Consider the following 16386-nt stretch of genomic DNA (forward strand, 5'->3'; position numbering starts at 1 on the left):
ACCAGCGAGACATCATGCACGACAGCCTCCCCGCGGACGCCCCCCTGGTCCGCGACCCCCTCCACGCCCCCGTCGCCCACCTGGTACGCGGCGGCATCGTCGAAGGCGTCCACTACGGCTCCGTCGTCGTCCTCGGCGCCGGCGGCGAGGTCCGGTTCCGGCTCGGCGACACCGAGGCCGCCTTCTACCCGCGCTCCGCGCTCAAGCCCGTCCAGGCCGCGGCGATGGTCCGCGCGGGACTCCCGCTCGACGGCGAGCTGCTGTCGCTCGCCGCGGCCAGCCACTCCGGCGAGGAACGCCACCTCGCCGGCGCCCGGCGCATCCTCGAACTCGCCGGGCTGACGGAGGACGACCTCGGCAACGTCCCGGACCTCCCCCTCGACCCGGCCGTCCGGGACACCTGGATACGCGAGGGCCGCCCGCCGTCCCGGCTCGCCCAGAACTGCTCCGGCAAGCACGCCGCCATGCTGTACACCGCCCGGCTCAACGGCTGGTCCCTCGACGACTACCTCGACCCCGCCCACCCGCTCCAGCGGATGATCGCCGAGACGGTCGAGGACCTCACCGGGCAGCGTGTCGCCACGGTCACCGCCGACGGCTGCGGCGCACCGCTGTTCGCGGTCTCGCTGCACGGCCTCGCACGCGCCGCCGCGCGGATCACCACCGCCGCGCCCGGCACCCCGGAGGCACGCGTGGCATTCGCGATGCGCGAGCACGCGGAGATGGCCTCCGGGTCCGGCCGGGACGTGGCCGCGCTGATGCGGGCGGTCCCGGGGCTGCTCGCCAAGGACGGCTTCGAGGGCGTGCAGGTGGCCGCGCTGCCGGACGGACGCGCCGTCGCCGTGAAGATCGCCGACGGGGCGAGCCGGGCGCGGATCCCCGTGACCGCGGGGGCGCTGGCGAGGGCGGGTGTCGATCCGTCACCGCTCGCGGAGTTCGGCGGAGAGGTGCTGCTCGGGGGCGGACGGCCGGTGGGGGAGGTCCGGCCGGTCCTCGCGCTGCGCCCGGAGCCCGTGCCCGCCCTGCTCTGACACGGCGTTCAGTCCGTCGGTACCGGTCCCCAGCGCAGGCGCAGATACAGGGACACGCCGGCGGCGCCCAGCAGGGCGGCCGCGGCGACGGGCCAGGCCGGCGGGTGGGCGGGTGCGTGGTGCCGGCGTGCCGCCGGCTCCGCCTCCGGGCCGCGCAGGGGGCCTGGGCGCAGGGCGTCCAGGGAGCCCACCGGATCGACCCGGCCGGTCGCCTCGAACCCCCAGTCGAGCAGCGAGCGCGCCTCCTCGTAGACCGCGTGGCCGCCACCCGACTGGGGGTTCATCACCGTCACCACCAGGGTGTGGCCGTCCCGGCGGGCGGCCGCCACGAGCGTGTTGCCGGCGTTGCTGGTGTAGCCGTTCTTGATCCCGACGAGACCGTCGTAGGCTTCGACGCCGTCCGCGCCGGTGAGCAGCCGGTTGGTGTTCACGATGCCGAAGGATCCGCCGTCGCGGGCCGGGAACCGCGCCTCGTGCCGGGCGCAGTACCGCGCGAACTCGGCGTTGCGCAGCCCGGCCCGGCCGAACACCGCCAGGTCGAACGCCGACGAGACCTGTCCCGGCGTGTCGTAGCCGTCGGGGGACTTCACCCGGGTGTCGCGGGCGCCCAGCGCGCGGGCCTCGGCCTGCATCCGCTCTGCCGTCACCCGCCAGCCGCCGCTGAGCGTGGCGAGGACCCGCACGGCATCGTTGCCGGAGCTGAGGAAGACCCCGTTCCAGAGGTCGGAGACCCGGTAGGCGCGGTCCTCGGCGACCCCGACCAGGCTGCTGCCGGGGCCGATGTCCGCCAGCTCCCGCTCGCTGACCCGGTGCCGGATGCCGGCCGGCAGGGCGGGCAGCACGGTGAGCGCGAACAGCGTCTTGAGCGTGCTGGCCGGCGGCAGCCGGCGGTGCGCGTCGTGCGCCGCCAGTACGTCACCGGTGCGGGCGTCGGCGACCAGCCACGACAGGGCGGACACCTCGGGGACCTCGGGCGCTCCCGGACGCGGGCGGACCTGCGTGCCGGGCCGGTGCAGCGGGGAGGATGCCGTGGCCGCGGCGTCCGGCCCGGGGTCCGCGCCCGCGGTCGCCGCGGCGGGCGCCAGAACCAGCAGACCCGCCGTGCAGAGCACGCAGGTGGACACGGCAGCCCGCGAAGCAAATCCGATAGTCATACCGCAAACGTAGGAATGGTCCCCGGAATCACCGCGCTGCCCCGGCCGGGGACCGTCCGCGAGCACCCGGATGCCACACCCCGGCCGCGTGTCAGCCGCCGGGCAGAGTGGGCTGGACGAGCCGCAGGAACGACGCGTTGTCGGGGGTCTCGCGCATCCGTCCGAGCAGTGTCTCGAGATCGGCCTGCCCGTCCCGCGACCGCAGCACCCGCCGCGGCCCCCGCACGGCCGTCGCGGGCCCGTGCGGCGGAGTCTCCCCCCGCGGGTTCAGGCGGGGTTCTCCTGGGCCCGCGCCGCGTCGGCGATCTGCTCGAACCGCGCCCCCATGGCCGCCGCCAGCGCCTGCGCGCCCGACAACGGGCGGACCATCACGGTCAGTTCGTCGATGAGGCCGTCGTCGTCGACATGGAGGAAGTCGCAGCCCTCGATCCGGCGGTCCCCCACCCGCGCCGTGAAGACGAGCGCGTGGTCGCGGCCACCGGGGTCGCCGATCCCGCGCACGTACCGGAAGTCCTCGAAGACCTCCGCGACGGCACGCAGGATCGCCGCGGTGATCGCCCTGCCGGTGTAGGGCTTGAACACGACCGGGCTGGTGAAGACGACGTCCTCGGCCAGCAGCTCGACGACGGCGTCGAGGTCGTGGGCCTCCACCGCCTCCCGGAATGCTCGCATCTCGGCTCCTTCGTGCAACTCGTCGAACAGGTGCGGAAGAGAATAATCGCGCGGGTGCCGCCGGTGCCGGGCGGCCGTGCTCCCCTAAGCTGACGCGATGTTCAGCCCCGAAGGCCCCCGGCTGCGCGAACTCGCCGTCCAGGCTCTGTCGTCCGTGGAACACGGCTACGACCTGCTCGCGCCGAAGTTCGACCACACCCCCTTCCGCACGCCCGACTCGGTGCTCGACGCCACCACGGAGGCGCTGCGCTCCTCGGGCCCCTTCGACGCCGGGCTCGACCTGTGCTGCGGCACCGGAGCGGGCATCGACGTACTGAGGCAGGTGTGCCGGGGGAGCGTCACCGGAGTCGACTTCAGCACCGGCATGCTGACCGTCGCACGGGAACGCGCCCGCCCGCAGGGGCCGGCGGTCGGCTGGGTGCGGGCGGACGCGCGGGCGCTGCCGTTCGGCCCCGTCTTCGACCTCGTGGTCAGCTTCGGCGCGTTCGGCCACTTCCTGCCGCGTGAACTGCCGGGGCTGTTCACCCAGGTCCACTCGGTGCTGCGGCCGGGCGGACGGTTCGTCTTCCCGGTGGTCGCGCCGCCCCGGCCGGGCTCGCTCACCTACGGGATGCTGCTGGGCTTCGACGCCGTGATGCGGGTGCGCAACGCCGTCCGGCGCCCGCCGTTCGTCATGTACTACCGTGCCGTCCGCTTCGGCGACATGGGGCGGGAGCTGACCCGGGCCGGACTCCGGGTGGAGCTGCGGGCGTTGCCGGAGTTCGGCCGGCGCCGGGACGGCAGTCCGCGGGTCAGGCTGGTGGTCGCCACGCGCCCCGGGGCCGGCCGGAGCGCGGCCGGTCCCGTCGACGCGTAGACCGGCCGGCCCGGTTCGCTCAGATGTACGCGCGCATCCAGCGCAGCTTGGCCGCCTCCTGGAACGGGCCGCCGCCCTCGTGGTCGTTGAAGTCGTACACCTCGATCGCCTTGTCGTCGTGCGCCCAGGCGTTGAACGCCCCGAAGACCGTCGAGGGCGGGCAGGTCTGGTCCTCCAGGGCGGTCGAGAACAGGGCGGGCGCGGTGCCGCGGGCGGCGAAGTGCACGCCGTCGAAGTAGGACAGGGTGCGCAGCGCGTCCTCGAAGCGGCCCCGGTGCGTCTTGAGGTAGAGGCCGATCTCCCGGTACGGATTGCGGTCGGTGAGCGTCGTCGCACGCGGGAAGTCGCACAGGAACGGCACGTCCGGCGCGACGGCGGCCAGGTCCGGGACGAGGCCGCCCACCGCGAGGGTGATGCCGCCGCCCTGGCTGGCGCCCACGGCCACCGTGCGGCTCGCGTCGGTCAGCGGGTGCGAGCGCGCCGCCTCCACCGCGCGCACGGCGTCCGTGAACACCCGGCGGTAGTAGTAGTTCTCGGGCGCGTCCATGCCCCGCGTCATGAACCCGGGATAGGCCGGCGCGCCGCCGACCGGGTCCGCGGTACCGCCGCCGGCGCCCCAGGCGCTGCCCTGTCCGCGGGTGTCCATCACGAAGTGGGCCCGGCCCGTGGACGCCCACAGCAGATGCTCGTGGGGCAGTCCGCGGCCGCCGCCGTAGCCGATGAACTCCACCACCAGCGGCAGCGGGGCGTCGGCGCCGGCGGGCAGCGTCAGCCAGCCCTTGACCGGGTGACCGCCGAACCCCGCGAACGTCACGTCGAACACCCGCACGGTGGACAGGCCCGTGTCGACCGGCTCGAAACGCGCGTCCAGCTCGTGCTCGCGTGCCTCGTCGAGCGTCTTGGACCAGAACGCGTCGAAGTCCTCGGGCGCGGTGGACGCGCTGCGGTACTCGCGCAGTTCGTCGAGGGGGAGGTCGAACAGGGCCATCAGGGACCGCCTTCGTGGAGAGACAGTGCGAAGCGATGACACCGTACGTGGATCACCTGTGACATCGCCAGAGGCTTCGGGAGAAGTCCCAGGTGAAAGGCGCAGAAAGCGATTACTGCCGAGTACTCGGGCACGGGGCCGGCTCAGGCGCCGCGGTGCGACCACTCCGGCTCGGCGCGGGCCCAGGCCCGCTCCCACTCCGCCAGCCTGCGGCGCATGGCCGCCCCGCGCACCGCCCGGTGCGCGAGCAGCACCGCGGCCGCAGTGCCGCCCGCCGCCCCCGCCCCCATGCCGATGCCGTACTGCCACACCGAGGCGTCGTCGACCGGGGGTTCCACATCGCGCCCCCGGGAGTCGAACCACACGTGCACCACGTCTCCGGGACGCGCGTGCACCGGGACCCGGGCGGCGGCGGTGCGGGTGACCTCGCCGGGCTCCGTCCAACGCACGTCGGCGCGCAGGACCTGCCGTTCGCCCGACTCGGCGGCGGGCCAGGACCGGGACGGCCGCTCCACGACCTCGGCGCGCACCCGGTGGCGGTCGCCGCGCTGTTCCAGCGCGGTCGCCCGCGCCTCGCCGTGCGCCCACCAGGCGGTGACCGCGCCCACCAGGGGCGCGCCCACGCACAGCAGCACGGCGACGGCCAGCACCGTCCACCCCTCGACGACGTCCGAACGGCGGCACAGCGGACCACGCCGGCGGCGGCACAGCACCCGCGTTCGCATCTTCGACCTCCCTGCCGTCACCGCGGCCGGGTGCCCGGCCGCCCGTGCGCGAAACGGCGGGCGTCCGGGCCCGCCGCGCCGCCGCCACGGCGGGGGACCGGGGTCAGCCGAAGCGCTCGATCCGGATCCGCTCCACGGGCTGGCCGGCCGCCACGAGCAGCCGGGAGGCGTGCTCGGCAAAGGAGTTGGAGCCGCACACATAGGCCTCCCACCCACTGGGTGGCTGCTTGGCCAGGAACGGCGCCACATGTGCGGCGGTCATACGTCCCACCGGCACACCCTCGGGGGCGCTGCGGGTGAACACCGGGGTGGTCTCCGCGCCGAACTCGCGCGCGTAGATGAGGTCCTCGGGTCCGCGGGCCGACACCAGCAGGCGCAGCGGGATCCTCATGTCCCGGGCCCGGTGGTGCCGCAGCATCGACATCAGCGGGACCACCCCCGAGCCGGCGCCGACCAGCAGCGCGGGCCGGTCGCCCGGCCAGGCGAAGAAGCCGCTGAGCGGCCCCCGCACCTCGATCCGGTCCCCGGGCCGGGCCACCGTGTGGAACCAGCCCGAGACCTCGCCGTCCTCGACATGGTCCAGGGTCAGCTCGATGTGCCCGGAGTCGTCCGGCGCGGACGCGATCGAATAGTGGCGCTGGGCCACATAGCCGTCCTGCGCGGTCAGCCGCACCATCAAGTGTTGCCCGGGCACATGCCCCGGCCAGCCGGGCACCGCGAAGCGGAAGGTGGCCACGCGCGGGGTCTCCCGGCGGACCTCGGTCAGTGTGGCCGTCCGCCACACGGAGGCGGTCCCCTCGCTCACCCCGATGCGTCCGGGCACCGCGAACCGCGTCGGAGGGGTGAAACGCCCGGCCGAGTCCGGTGATGTCCGTCCCGCCCACTGTTCCGCCGGCGTCGTCTGCTCAGTCGCCTCAGTCACCGGAGTACCGCTGCTCCTTCCACGGGTTGCCCCGCGCGTGGTAGCCGTTGCCCTCCCAGAAGCCCGGCTCGTCGTGGTCCAGGAGCCGCAGCCCCGCGATCCACTTGGCGCTCTTCCAGAAGTACAGGTGCGGCACCAGCAGCCGCGCCGGGCCGCCGTGCTCGGCGGGCAGCGGGCGGCCGTCGTAGTCCCAGGCGATCCAGGCCCGGCCACCGGTCACGTCCGCGAGGGGCAGGCTGGTGGTGTAGCCGGTGTGCGCGTACGCCACCACATGTGTGGCCGACCCATGGGGCCGGACCATGTCCAGGAACGCGTCCAGCGAGACCCCGCCGAACCGCACGCCGAACTTCGACCAGCTCGTCACACAGTGGATGTCACCCTCGTACGCCGAGGCGGGCAGGGCGTGCGCCTGCTCCCAGTCCCAGGTGCGGGGCTCCGCCACCAGCCCGTCGATCCGGAAGGTCCAGTCGGCGGGCGCGATGTCGGGCGTGACCTCGGCGGACAGGACGGGCCATTCGTCGCCCGCGTCGTACTGCCCGGGCGGCAGCCCGGGACGGTGCACACGAGGGCGGCCGGTGAAGCCTCGGGTGGTGTTCACGTGATCGGCGGTTTCCGTTGCGCTGGTGCTCGAGTGTTTCGGTGTTCAACGGTACGGGGTGTCCGCGCCCGGCGTGGCGCCAGGCCGGTCACGGCCCCGGTCACGGCCCCGGTCAGGGCCCCGGTGACGGCTGCGGGGGCGGGGCCTTCCGGGGGCCGGACCACGCGTTGTAGCGCTCCAGGTAGCCGGCGAACCGGCGCAGGTCCTCCTCCGGCCAGTCCGCGAGCCGCTCCCCGAAGGCCGCGCGGCGGCTCTCGGTCACCCGGGCCAGGATGCGCCTGCCCTCCGACGTCAGCATCACCACCTGCACCCGGTGGTCCTCCGGGTCCGGGCGCCGTTCGACGAGTCCGGACCGCTCGAGCGCGGTCACCTGGCGGCTCACCGTGGACTTGTCCAGCGCGTAGTGGGCGGCCAGGTCGGTGGCCCGGCAGCCGCCGCTGGTCTCCAGATGCCCCAGCAGCGTGTACGACACCAGCGACAGCTCGGGGTGCATCCGCCCGGCCGACGCGCGGGCACGGCGGGCGAAGACCGTCATCTCGCGCTGGATGGTCTCCACGGCCTCGGCAGCGTCCACCCGTGCACACCTCCCTCCGCGTTCCGGGTCCCGAATGCACCGTACAGGGGCGGTGATCGTCGGGTACTGTGGCCGTCCGGCTGCGGACCGACCCTGCCGGGGAGACGCCTGGGAGGTGAGACCCATTACCGCTGTGTCAGGTCGGGTGCTCTCACCTCGAAGCGACGCGGACCACCGGCAGTAGGTGTCCGCGGGAGCGCCCTTCGGCTTTCCGAAAGGTCCAGGCTCTTGCCGCACACGCCGTCCCAGTCCTTCCCGCCCTCTCCACCCTCCGCACCGTCCGCGCCCGCGTCCCGGGAAGCGGTGGAGTCCGCGCTGCGCGCCGCCGGCTGCGTCTTCGCCGAGGACGAGGCCGAGCTGATCCTCGCCGCCGCGCCCACCCCCGACGACGTCGCCCCGATGGTCGAGCGCCGGGCGGCCGGGCTGCCCCTCGAACTCGTCGTCGGCTGGGCCGAGTTCCACGGCCGGCGCATCACCGTGGAACCCGGTGTCTTCGTGCCCCGCCGCCGTACCGAGTTCCTCGTCGAACAGGCCCTGGCGCGGGCGCCCGGCGCGACGCTCGTCGTCGACCTGTGCTGCGGTTCCGGCGCCGTCGGCGCGGCGCTGGCCGCGGCACTCGGCGGGGTCGAGCTGCACGCCGCCGACATCGACCCGGCCGCGGTGCGCTGCGCCCGCCGCAATGTCGCCGGACTCGGCGGGCAGGTCCACACCGGTGACCTGTTCGCGGCGCTCCCCGGAGAGCTGCGCGGCCGGGTCGACGTCCTCGCGGCCAATGTGCCGTACGTGCCCAGTGACGAGATCGGCCTGCTGCCCCCGGAGGCCCGCGACCACGAGCCGCGCGCCGCGCTCGACGGCGGCGCGGACGGTCTCGACGTGCTGCGCAGGGTCGCCGCGGAGGCGCCGGACTGGCTGGCGCCGGGCGGCTGCCTCCTGGTGGAGACCAGCCGCCGCCAGGCACCCGCCGCCGTCGACACCTTCACCGCCGCCGGCCTGCGCCCCGACCTGGCCGCCTCCGAGGACCACCACGCCCACGTGGTCATCGGCGTCGCACCGTAGCCCCGCCCGACCGACCGACCGACCGACCGGCCCCGGTGCCGACGTTCGCCCACACGGGTGACCTCGGGACGAGCCGGCGCGGGTGTGCGCGTCCCGCCGGACGTGGCTGGGCAGGGGGTCAGGCCGGTGTGGTGGCCCGGGCGATGAGGAGGGCCACGTCGTCGACGTTGTCCGGTTCGCGGAGGGTGCCCAGGAGGAGGTCGCAGACCTCCTCCAGGGAGTGGCCGGGACGGTCCAGCAGGCCGAGCAGCCGGTCCAGGCGCTCGTCCAGCGCGTGCCGGCGCGTCTCGACGAGACCGTCGGTGTAGAGGACCAGACGGTCGCCCGGTCCCAGGTCGACGGTGGTCGTGGAGAAGCCGACCCCGCCCACGCCCAGCGGCACCCCGGTCGGCAGGTCCAGCAGTTCGGCGGCGTGCCCCGCCCGCACCCGGGCGGGCGGCAGATACCCGGCGTTGGCGATCGTGCACCGCCGCTCACGGGGATCGTGGACGGCGTAGACGCAGGTGGCGAGCGCCTGGTCCAGGCCGGCGGTGATCCGGTCCAGGTGCTCCAGGAGCACCGCCGGATCGAGACCGAGGGAGGCGAGGGTGTGGGTCGCCGTGCGCAGCCGGCCCATGGTGGCCGCCGCGGGAATTCCGCTGCCCATCACGTCCCCCACGACGAGGGCCGTCCTGCCGTCCTCCAGCGGGATCACGTCGAACCAGTCGCCGCCCACCTCGCTGGTGGCGCCCCCCGGCTGGTAGCGGGAGGCGACCTCGAGCCCGCCCGTCACGGGCGGATGGCTCGGCAGCAGACTCCGCTGGAGGGTGAGGGCGGTGTCGCGGGCGCTCTGGTACCAGCGGGCGTTGTCGATCTGCACGGCCGCGCGGGAGGCCAGTTCCCGCGCCAGCAGCAGATCGTCCTCGTCGAACGCGCGGGGGTTGCGTGTACGGGTGAGGTCGAGGGCGCCCAGCACCTCCCCGCGCGCGATCAGCGGCACGGCCAGGTACGAGTGGACACCCGCCCGCGCCAGCAGCGCCGCCGCCTCCGGCGAGCGCGCGATCCGCGCCAGGTCCTCGTCGTCCACGTGCGGCACCATCACCGGCAGCCCGGTGCGCACGCACTCGGTGATCAGCCGGTCGGGCGCGTACCGCGTCACCAGACCCGGCGGATCGGCCGCCGACAGCACGTCCGGCGTGGCCACCCAGCGCACCGCCAGTGCCCGGATCACCGCGTCCTCGGTGGGCCCGAAGGTGCTGCGCCGGCCCTGCGCCACCGCCTCCAGCAGATCCACCGCGGCCGCGTCGGCCAGCTCCGGCACGGCCACGTCGGCGAGCTCACCGGCCGTCCGCTCCAGGTCCAGGCTGGTGCCGATCCGGGCGGTGGCGTCGGCGATCACGGCCAGCCGCCGCCGGGCGCTCTCCGCCTCCGTGTTCGCCCGGTGCTGCTCGGTGATGTCCACCACCGACACCGCCACGCCCAGCACCGTGCCGAGCGTGTTCTCCAGCCGGTACAGCGAGACGTGCCAGGCGTGGTCGTCGTCCGGGTCGGCCGGGGTACGCCCCGTCATGGACCGGTCGACGGCGGGCAGGCCGGTCTCCAGGACCCGGCGGGCGCTGTCCTCGACCTCCTCGGTGTCGATCCGCGGCAGCACCTCGGGCATGGTGCGGCCCAGGTGCTCCCCGGCCGGGAGGCCGTGCATCCGCTCCAGCGCCGGGTTCACCGAGACGTAGCGCAGATCGCCGTCCAGCACGGCCAGGCCGATGGGGGACTGGGCGACGATCCGGTTGGAGAGCGCCACCTCCTGCTCCAGCCGGCGCACGGTCGCCTGGTCCACCGCGAGCCCGAGGGCGTACACCTTGCCCCGGTCGTCCAGCAGTCGCATGTTGCGGAACTCCACCAGCCGGGTGCCGCCGTCCTTGCGGCGGATCGGGAAGGCCCCGGCCCAGCTCCGTCCGGTGCGCATCACCTCGGCGAAGAGTTTCACCACGAGGTCCAGGTGCTCCTCGTGCACCATGATCTGCGCGGCGTACCGGCCCAGCGCCTCCCGGGCGCCGTACCCGAACAGCTCCTCGGCCTGGGGGCTCCACAGCACGATCCGCCCCTCGGTGTCCAGGACCACCGAGGCCACGCGCAGCACGTCGAGCAGCCCGCTGGGACGCACCGGCCCCTCGCCGCCGGCCGGGGGTGACCCCGCTGCACTCATCGCACGCCCCGCCTTCACCGATCGCCGTGGTACGCCGTCGCCGTGCCGCGGTCCCTGCTCCCTCGGGCGAGGGAGCGGATCCGCGCCGCTCCCGCCGTTCGTTCCAGCTTCTCCCACCATCGCGGCGGGCGCCCGCGAAGCCGTCCCCGCGGCGGCGGGCGCGGGTAGTGCTCCGCGGGCGGTGGTGCTTAGCTGGGTGAGGGGCGGGGATCGCGTGGGCCACGAGAGGAGCGATCACGATGGGCAGCGAGCGACCGCACCCGGAATCCGTCTCGGTCGAGATCAGCGGATGCAGCAAGGACGACGCCCGCATCGTGTTCGACGCGCTGTGCGCGTGCTTCACCTCGGACCGGTGCTCCGACGACGTACCGGAGGAGTTCTCCGAGACCCGGCCGACCGTCTGGCTCGGCACCTTCGACGTCGCCGCCCCGCGGGAGGGCGCCAGGCCGCGGGCCCGGCTCGCCTCGTCGGTCGACGCCGACGTGCAGGGCGGCTACTGGGCGATCGACCGGTTCCGCACCACCCTGGACTCCCTGTTCACCGTGCGCGACCTGAGCACGGTCCCCGGCGACCAGGAGGAGGAGCTGCACGTACGGCTCGAGGGGCGGTGACGCCGCCCCCGGCGCTGTGCCCTCCGTCACCCCTTATGCAACTAGTTGCATAAGGGGTTGCGCGTGCCTTACAACTACAGGCACGACACCGCGCACGGAGGGCCCGATGAGCCGTTACCCCCACCTGCTGACCCCCCTCGACCTGGGCTTCACCACCCTGCCCAACCGGGTCCTCATGGGTTCCATGCACATCGGTCTGGAGGAGGCCGAGGGCGGCTTCCCGCGCATGGCCGAGTTCTACGCCGCCCGCGCCCGCGGCGGGGTCGGCCTCATCGTCACCGGAGGCATCGCCCCCAACGACGAGGGACGGCCCTACGAGGGCGGCGCCAGGATGACCACCGAGGCGGAGGCGGAGCAGCACCGGACCGTCACCGACGCCGTGCACCGCGAGGGCGGGCGCATCGCGATGCAGATCCTGCACTTCGGCCGGTACGCCTACCACCGGGACCTGGTCGCCCCCAGCCCCGTGCAGGCGCCGATCAGCCCCTTCCCGCCGCGCGAGCTCACCGACGCCGAGGTCGGGCGCACCGTCGACGACTACGCCCGCGCCGCCCGCCTCGCCCGGCAGGCCGGCTACGACGGCGTCGAGATCATGGGCTCCGAGGGCTATCTGATCAACGAGTTCGTCGCCGCGCAGACGAATCAGCGCACCGACCGCTGGGGCGGCTCCTACGAGAACCGCATGCGCTTCCCCGTCGAGATCGTCCGCCGGGTGCGCGAGGCGGTCGGCGAGGACTTCATCGTCATCTACCGGCTCTCCATGCTCGACCTGGTGCCCGGCGGCTCCACGCTGGACGAGGTGATCACGCTGGCCAAGGCGGTCGAGGCCGCCGGAGCGACGATCATCAACACCGGCATCGGCTGGCACGAGGCCCGCATCCCCACCATCGCCACCTCCGTGCCCCGCGGCGCCTACACCTGGGTGACCAAGCGCCTCATGGGCGAGGTCTCGGTGCCGCTGGTCACCACCAACCGCATCAACACGCCCGAACTCGCCGAACGGCTGCTCGCGGAAGGCACGGCGGACATGGTGTCCGTGGCCCGCCCCATGCTCGCCGACCCCGACTTCGTCGCCAAGGCCGCCGACGGCCGGCCCGAGGCGATCAACACCTGCATCGGCTGCAACCAGGCCTGCCTCGACCACACCTTCAGCGGGCAGATCACCTCCTGCCTGGTCAACCCGCGCGCCTGCCACGAGACCGAGCTGGTCCTCGCCCCGACCCGCCGCCGCAAGCGCGTCGCCGTCGTCGGCGCCGGACCGGCCGGCCTCGCCTGCGCCGTCAGCGCCGCCGAACGCGGCCACGCCGTCACCCTGTTCGACGCCGCGAGCGAGATCGGCGGCCAGCTGAACGTCGCCCGCAAGGTCCCCGGCAAGCAGGAGTTCGACGAGACCCTGCGCTACTTCCGCACCCGGCTCGCCGAACTGGCCGTTGAGGTACGCCTGGACACCCGCGTCACCGCGGGCGACGTGGCCGGGCACGACGAGGTCGTCGTCGCCACCGGCGTCAGCCCCCGCGTCCCCGACATCCCCGGCGTGGACCACCCGAGCGTCCTCGGCTACCTCGACGTGCTCCGGGACGGCGCCCCCGTCGGCGACCGGGTCGCCGTGCTCGGCGCGGGCGGCATCGGCTTCGACGTGGCCGAGTTCCTCACCGACGGCGGCGACAAGGCGCACGAGGACCCGGCGACGTACTTCCGCCAGTGGGGCGTCGACCTCGACTACCGCGCGCCCGGCGGGCTGGCGGCGCCCGAGCGTCCCGCCCCGCCGCGCACCGTCCACCTGCTCCAGCGCAAGCCGACCAAGGTCGGCGCCGGCCTGGGCAGGACCACCGGCTGGATCCACCGGACCGAGCTCAGGCACCGCGGCGTCACCATGGTTCCCGGTGTGCGCTACGACCGGATCGACGACGCCGGACTGCACGTCACCATCGACGGGGAGAGCACCGTCCTGGAGGTCGACACGGTGGTCCTGTGCACCGGTCAGGAGCCGCGCCGCGACCTGTACGAGGAACTGGTCGCCGCCGGCCGGGCCGTCCACCTGATCGGCGGCGCCGACGTGGCCGCCGAACTGGACGCCAAGCGGGCCATCAAGCAGGGCACCGAGCTGGCCGCGGCGCTGTAGGGCCCGTCCCTAGGATGAGCCCATGTCACTCCCGCACGCGATCCTCACCGCCCTGCTCGAGAAGCCGTCGTCGGGGCTGGAGCTGACCCGCCGGTTCGACAGGTCGATCGGCTACTTCTGGTCCGCGACGCACCAGCAGATCTATCGCGAGCTCGGGAAGCTGGACGCGGAGGGCCTGATCCGGGCCCTCCCCTCCGAGCAGCCGGCCCGCGGGCAGAAAAAGGCGTACGAGGTGCTGCCGGCGGGCCGGGCGGAACTGGCGCGCTGGACCGCCGCGTCCCAGGACCCCAAGCCGCACCGTGACGCGATGCTGCTGCGGCTGAGGGCGGCGGCCGTGGTCGGCACCGCCGGTCTCGAGGACGATCTCCGGCGCCACCGGGAGCTGCACGAAAGGCAGTTGGGGGAGTACCGGGAGATCGAACGGCGGGACTTCCCGCCGGGCAAGGACGGCAGGGAGGACCGGCTGCGGCATCTGGTGCTGCGCGCCGGCATCGACCTGGAGACGTTCTGGACGCAGTGGCTCGACCGCGCGCTCGCGGAGTTCGCCCGGCTGCCGGACGCGGACCAGCCGGAACGCCCCGGCGCCCGGGACACCTGAGTCCCGGGACACCGCGGCGCGTCGACGCCGGCCGCCCGACCGGAGCGCGTCGGACGTGAGGGCGGCCGGCGCCGGTCCAGGGGCCCGCCCGGCGTCCGGGCCGGCGCGTCCCGGCGCGACCCCGGACGGCGGCTGCGCGCCGCCGGCCGGGGTCGCGCCGGGACCTCGCTCCCGTCCGGCGTGATCCGCCGGACGGGCGTCACAGGTGCCGCGGCTTGCCGCGGCGGCGCAGGTACCAGGCCGTGGCGATCAGACCGGAGCCGACCAGGGCGCCGCCCGCCACCATGGTGACCGTGCCGTAGTCCGCCGAGCCGCCGCCGATGCCGCCCATGACTCCGCGGGACGGCGAGGCGGAGGGGGAGACCGACGGGCTGGGCGACGAGGAGACGACGACGGACTGGGTGCCCGCGGTGTTGCCGTTGGAGCACATCACGATCACCGTGTAGGTGCCCGGAGTGACGTTCGACCAGGCGGCGGACTGTCCCGAGGCGGTGCCCGACAGTGCCACCTGACGGCCCTGCGAGAAGCTCGCCTGGCCGCTGCCGAGCAGCGAGGCGGTGCCCCACTGGCCGTTGGTCTGGGTGCACGCGGTGGTGGAGACCGAGACCGTCGACCCGGTGGTGCTGACGGAGATCCCGGCCGCGGCGGCCGGCCCGGCCAGGGTCAGGGCGAGCGCGGCGGCGGCTGCCGCGGCCGGGCCGGAGCGGAGCAGGGTCGTGGAGTTGCGCATGTGGACTGCCTTCCGGCGGCACGGCCGGCGGAACATCCCTTGCGCCGCCGAGGTCGGGGAGCGCCCGTGCTGCCACGATGCCAGCCAACGGGCAGCCGGAGCGGCCCGCACTCCGGCGGCATCCGGGCAGGTGACGCCTTCCTCCGGGCGGCCGACGCGGGCCGGTTCAGCCGCCGCCCGTGGTCACCGCGCGCTCCGCCGAGAAACCGCCCCAGGTCCCGTCCGGCAGCATCGCCCGGATCCGCACCCGGTGGGTGACGCCCGGCTCCCGGCCGGCGTAGAAGCGGTACGTCGCCCGGTCGCGGGGTGCGTCACCGCCGTAGACGAGCGAGGTGGCGACACGGCCGTCCAGGCGCACCTCGTACTCCGTGACCACCCCGTCGACGCGCGGCGGCACCCAGTCCAGGACGAGGTAGTAGGCGCCGTCGGACTCCTCGCTCGCGGCGCGGAATCCGGTGGGCGAGGTGGCCCGGCCGTCCGCGCCGCCGGCGGTGGTGAGCCGGACGGCGGAGCCGGCCGGGGAGAGGTTGTCGGCCGCGTCCCGGGCCCGGACGGTGAAGGCGTAGCGGGTGCCCGGCCGCAGCCCCGTCACCACGGTGGCCGTCTGGTTCCCGCCGACACTGTGGATCTTCGTCCCGCCCTGGTAGACGTCGTACGACACCACGCCCCGGTCGTCGGTCGCGGCGGACCACGACAGCTGGGCCGCCCGGCTTCCGGCCGCCCGGCCCCTCAGGTCCGCCGGGCGGGTGGGGGCGGTGTCGTCGGCCGCGGCCGCCGCGGGCGTCGTCGCCCGCACCTCCCGGCTGCGCGGGCCGAGCCGCCCGTCGCGGTCCCGCGCCCGCACCGTGAAGACATGGCGGGTCCCGGGCCGGAGCCTGGTGACGTCGACCATGTGCTCCGAAGCGGGTACCTCCCCGACCTTCGTGCCGCCCCGGTACACCTCGTAGCGGCTCACCCGGGCGTCGGCGGCCGCGTTCCACATGACATGGACGCTGGTGGCGCTGCCGGCCTCGGCCGTGACACCGGTCGGCGCACCGGGCGGCCGTTCGCCGCCGTCCTCCTCGTCCGCTCCGCCCCAGCGGCACGAGGCGAGCAGCAGGAGGATCCCGCAGAGCGCGAGAAGGCGACGCGGGGACACGGCTGGGGGAACGCCACGCACGAGACTGCCTCCCGGGGCGGCACACGGGGACGCCGGAACAATGGTCCGTACCAATATGATGCCGCTGACGCGCTCACATCAAGAGGCTGGGTGCCTGGGAGTGTGCGGGCGGGTTACGTATCCTGAAGTCGTAACGGGTCGAACCGCCCATGGAGGCAAGGGAGTTCGGGCCCGAGGCGCGGACCGCTGTCGTCGCGGATCCCGCGCCGGTGCGGGCGGCCGGGTGGCCCGGGTCGACGCGGACCCGGACCCCGGCCCCCTGTCGCGGCCGCGCGCGCGGTCGTGCGCCGTCCGGCCCTGTCGTGGCCGCCACGCCGCCAAATCGAGAGGAAATGGGGCAAAGTGCCCGTGAGCGTGCGTCCCTGTCCCCGACGAGAGGCCTCCCTTGACCGTCTCCCGCGTCCA

General features: G+C 74.6%; 16 protein-coding genes and 1 pseudogene. 6 read left to right on the forward strand and 11 right to left on the reverse strand.

Translation table 11 applies throughout. From position 1 onward, the window contains the following. Nucleotides 1-14 precede the first annotated feature (14 nt). A complete protein-coding gene (locus tag CNQ36_RS31435; protein ID WP_121549620.1) occupies nt 15-1031 on the forward strand; it encodes an asparaginase in 1017 nt (338 codons plus the stop codon). Between the two features lie 8 nt (nt 1032-1039). Here CNQ36_RS31435 and CNQ36_RS31440 read toward each other — a convergent pair whose 3' ends face one another. The 3 genes and pseudogenes from CNQ36_RS31440 to CNQ36_RS31450 form a co-directional block, all read right to left on the reverse strand. Continuing rightward, nucleotides 1040-2185, reverse strand: coding sequence for a D-alanyl-D-alanine carboxypeptidase family protein (locus CNQ36_RS31440; protein WP_121548958.1), 1146 nt, complete (start codon nt 2183-2185; stop codon nt 1040-1042). A gap of 91 nt (nt 2186-2276) precedes the next feature. Next, a pseudogene (locus CNQ36_RS31445) lies at nt 2277-2420 on the reverse strand (transcription termination factor Rho); the annotation flags it as partial. A 32-nt stretch (nt 2421-2452) separates the two neighbouring features. Beyond that, on the reverse strand, nt 2453-2857 hold the full coding sequence (locus tag CNQ36_RS31450) for a nuclear transport factor 2 family protein (protein ID WP_121548960.1): 405 nt from the start codon (nt 2855-2857) through the stop codon (nt 2453-2455). 97 nt (nt 2858-2954) lie between these two features. Here CNQ36_RS31450 and CNQ36_RS31455 point away from each other — a divergent pair, with 97 nt between their 5' ends. After that, complete coding sequence (locus CNQ36_RS31455; protein ID WP_121548962.1) at nt 2955-3713, forward strand: class I SAM-dependent methyltransferase; 759 nt, start codon at nt 2955-2957, stop codon at nt 3711-3713. A 19-nt stretch (nt 3714-3732) separates the two neighbouring features. Here CNQ36_RS31455 and CNQ36_RS31460 read toward each other — a convergent pair whose 3' ends face one another. The 5 genes from CNQ36_RS31460 to CNQ36_RS31480 form a co-directional block, all read right to left on the reverse strand. Then, complete coding sequence (locus tag CNQ36_RS31460) at nt 3733-4701, reverse strand: acetylxylan esterase (RefSeq protein WP_121548964.1); 969 nt, start codon at nt 4699-4701, stop codon at nt 3733-3735. A gap of 143 nt (nt 4702-4844) precedes the next feature. Further along, nucleotides 4845-5426: an Rv1733c family protein gene (locus tag CNQ36_RS31465; RefSeq protein ID WP_121548966.1), complete on the reverse strand. Its 582-nt coding sequence runs from the start codon at nt 5424-5426 to the stop codon at nt 4845-4847. Between the two features lie 103 nt (nt 5427-5529). Further along, a complete protein-coding gene (locus CNQ36_RS31470) occupies nt 5530-6249 on the reverse strand; it encodes a ferredoxin reductase (RefSeq protein WP_121548968.1) in 720 nt (239 codons plus the stop codon). 91 nt (nt 6250-6340) lie between these two features. Beyond that, nucleotides 6341-6946 carry a sulfite oxidase-like oxidoreductase gene (locus tag CNQ36_RS31475; RefSeq protein WP_004922186.1) on the reverse strand — a complete coding sequence of 202 codons (606 nt, stop codon included), beginning with the start codon at nt 6944-6946 and terminating at the stop codon, nt 6341-6343. A 112-nt stretch (nt 6947-7058) separates the two neighbouring features. Beyond that, nucleotides 7059-7520 (reverse strand): MarR family winged helix-turn-helix transcriptional regulator, encoded by a 462-nt coding sequence (locus tag CNQ36_RS31480; protein WP_121548970.1) that lies wholly within the window; start codon nt 7518-7520, stop codon nt 7059-7061. 228 nt (nt 7521-7748) lie between these two features. Here CNQ36_RS31480 and CNQ36_RS31485 point away from each other — a divergent pair, with 228 nt between their 5' ends. Then, a complete protein-coding gene (locus tag CNQ36_RS31485) occupies nt 7749-8576 on the forward strand; it encodes a putative protein N(5)-glutamine methyltransferase (protein WP_121548972.1) in 828 nt (275 codons plus the stop codon). A 118-nt stretch (nt 8577-8694) separates the two neighbouring features. Here the strand turns inward: CNQ36_RS31485 and CNQ36_RS31490 are convergent, their stop codons facing one another. Further along, a complete protein-coding gene (locus CNQ36_RS31490) occupies nt 8695-10761 on the reverse strand; it encodes a SpoIIE family protein phosphatase (RefSeq protein ID WP_121548974.1) in 2067 nt (688 codons plus the stop codon). A gap of 239 nt (nt 10762-11000) precedes the next feature. Here CNQ36_RS31490 and CNQ36_RS31495 point away from each other — a divergent pair, with 239 nt between their 5' ends. The 3 genes from CNQ36_RS31495 to CNQ36_RS31505 all read left to right on the forward strand — a co-directional run bounded on the left by CNQ36_RS31495 (nt 11001) and on the right by CNQ36_RS31505 (nt 14092). Beyond that, entirely contained in the window at nt 11001-11372 is a 372-nt protein-coding gene (locus CNQ36_RS31495) for a hypothetical protein (RefSeq protein WP_004922172.1), read from the forward strand. Nucleotides 11373-11478: 106 nt separating this feature from the next. Further along, nucleotides 11479-13494: an NADPH-dependent 2,4-dienoyl-CoA reductase gene (locus CNQ36_RS31500; protein WP_121548976.1), complete on the forward strand. Its 2016-nt coding sequence runs from the start codon at nt 11479-11481 to the stop codon at nt 13492-13494. Between the two features lie 22 nt (nt 13495-13516). Then, nucleotides 13517-14092, forward strand: coding sequence for a PadR family transcriptional regulator (locus CNQ36_RS31505; RefSeq protein WP_121548978.1), 576 nt, complete (start codon nt 13517-13519; stop codon nt 14090-14092). A 199-nt stretch (nt 14093-14291) separates the two neighbouring features. On the opposite strand, the gene CNQ36_RS31510 is transcribed toward CNQ36_RS31505, so the two are convergent. Together CNQ36_RS31510 and CNQ36_RS31515 are read right to left on the reverse strand one after the other, a co-directional pair. Further along, entirely contained in the window at nt 14292-14822 is a 531-nt protein-coding gene (locus CNQ36_RS31510; protein ID WP_040905481.1) for a hypothetical protein, read from the reverse strand. Nucleotides 14823-14988: 166 nt separating this feature from the next. Next, nucleotides 14989-15981, reverse strand: coding sequence for a fibronectin type III domain-containing protein (locus CNQ36_RS31515; RefSeq protein ID WP_121548980.1), 993 nt, complete (start codon nt 15979-15981; stop codon nt 14989-14991). Between the last annotated feature and the right edge of the window lie 405 nt (nt 15982-16386).

Source organism: Streptomyces fungicidicus (assembly GCF_003665435.1).
Taxonomy (GTDB): domain Bacteria; phylum Actinomycetota; class Actinomycetes; order Streptomycetales; family Streptomycetaceae; genus Streptomyces; species Streptomyces fungicidicus.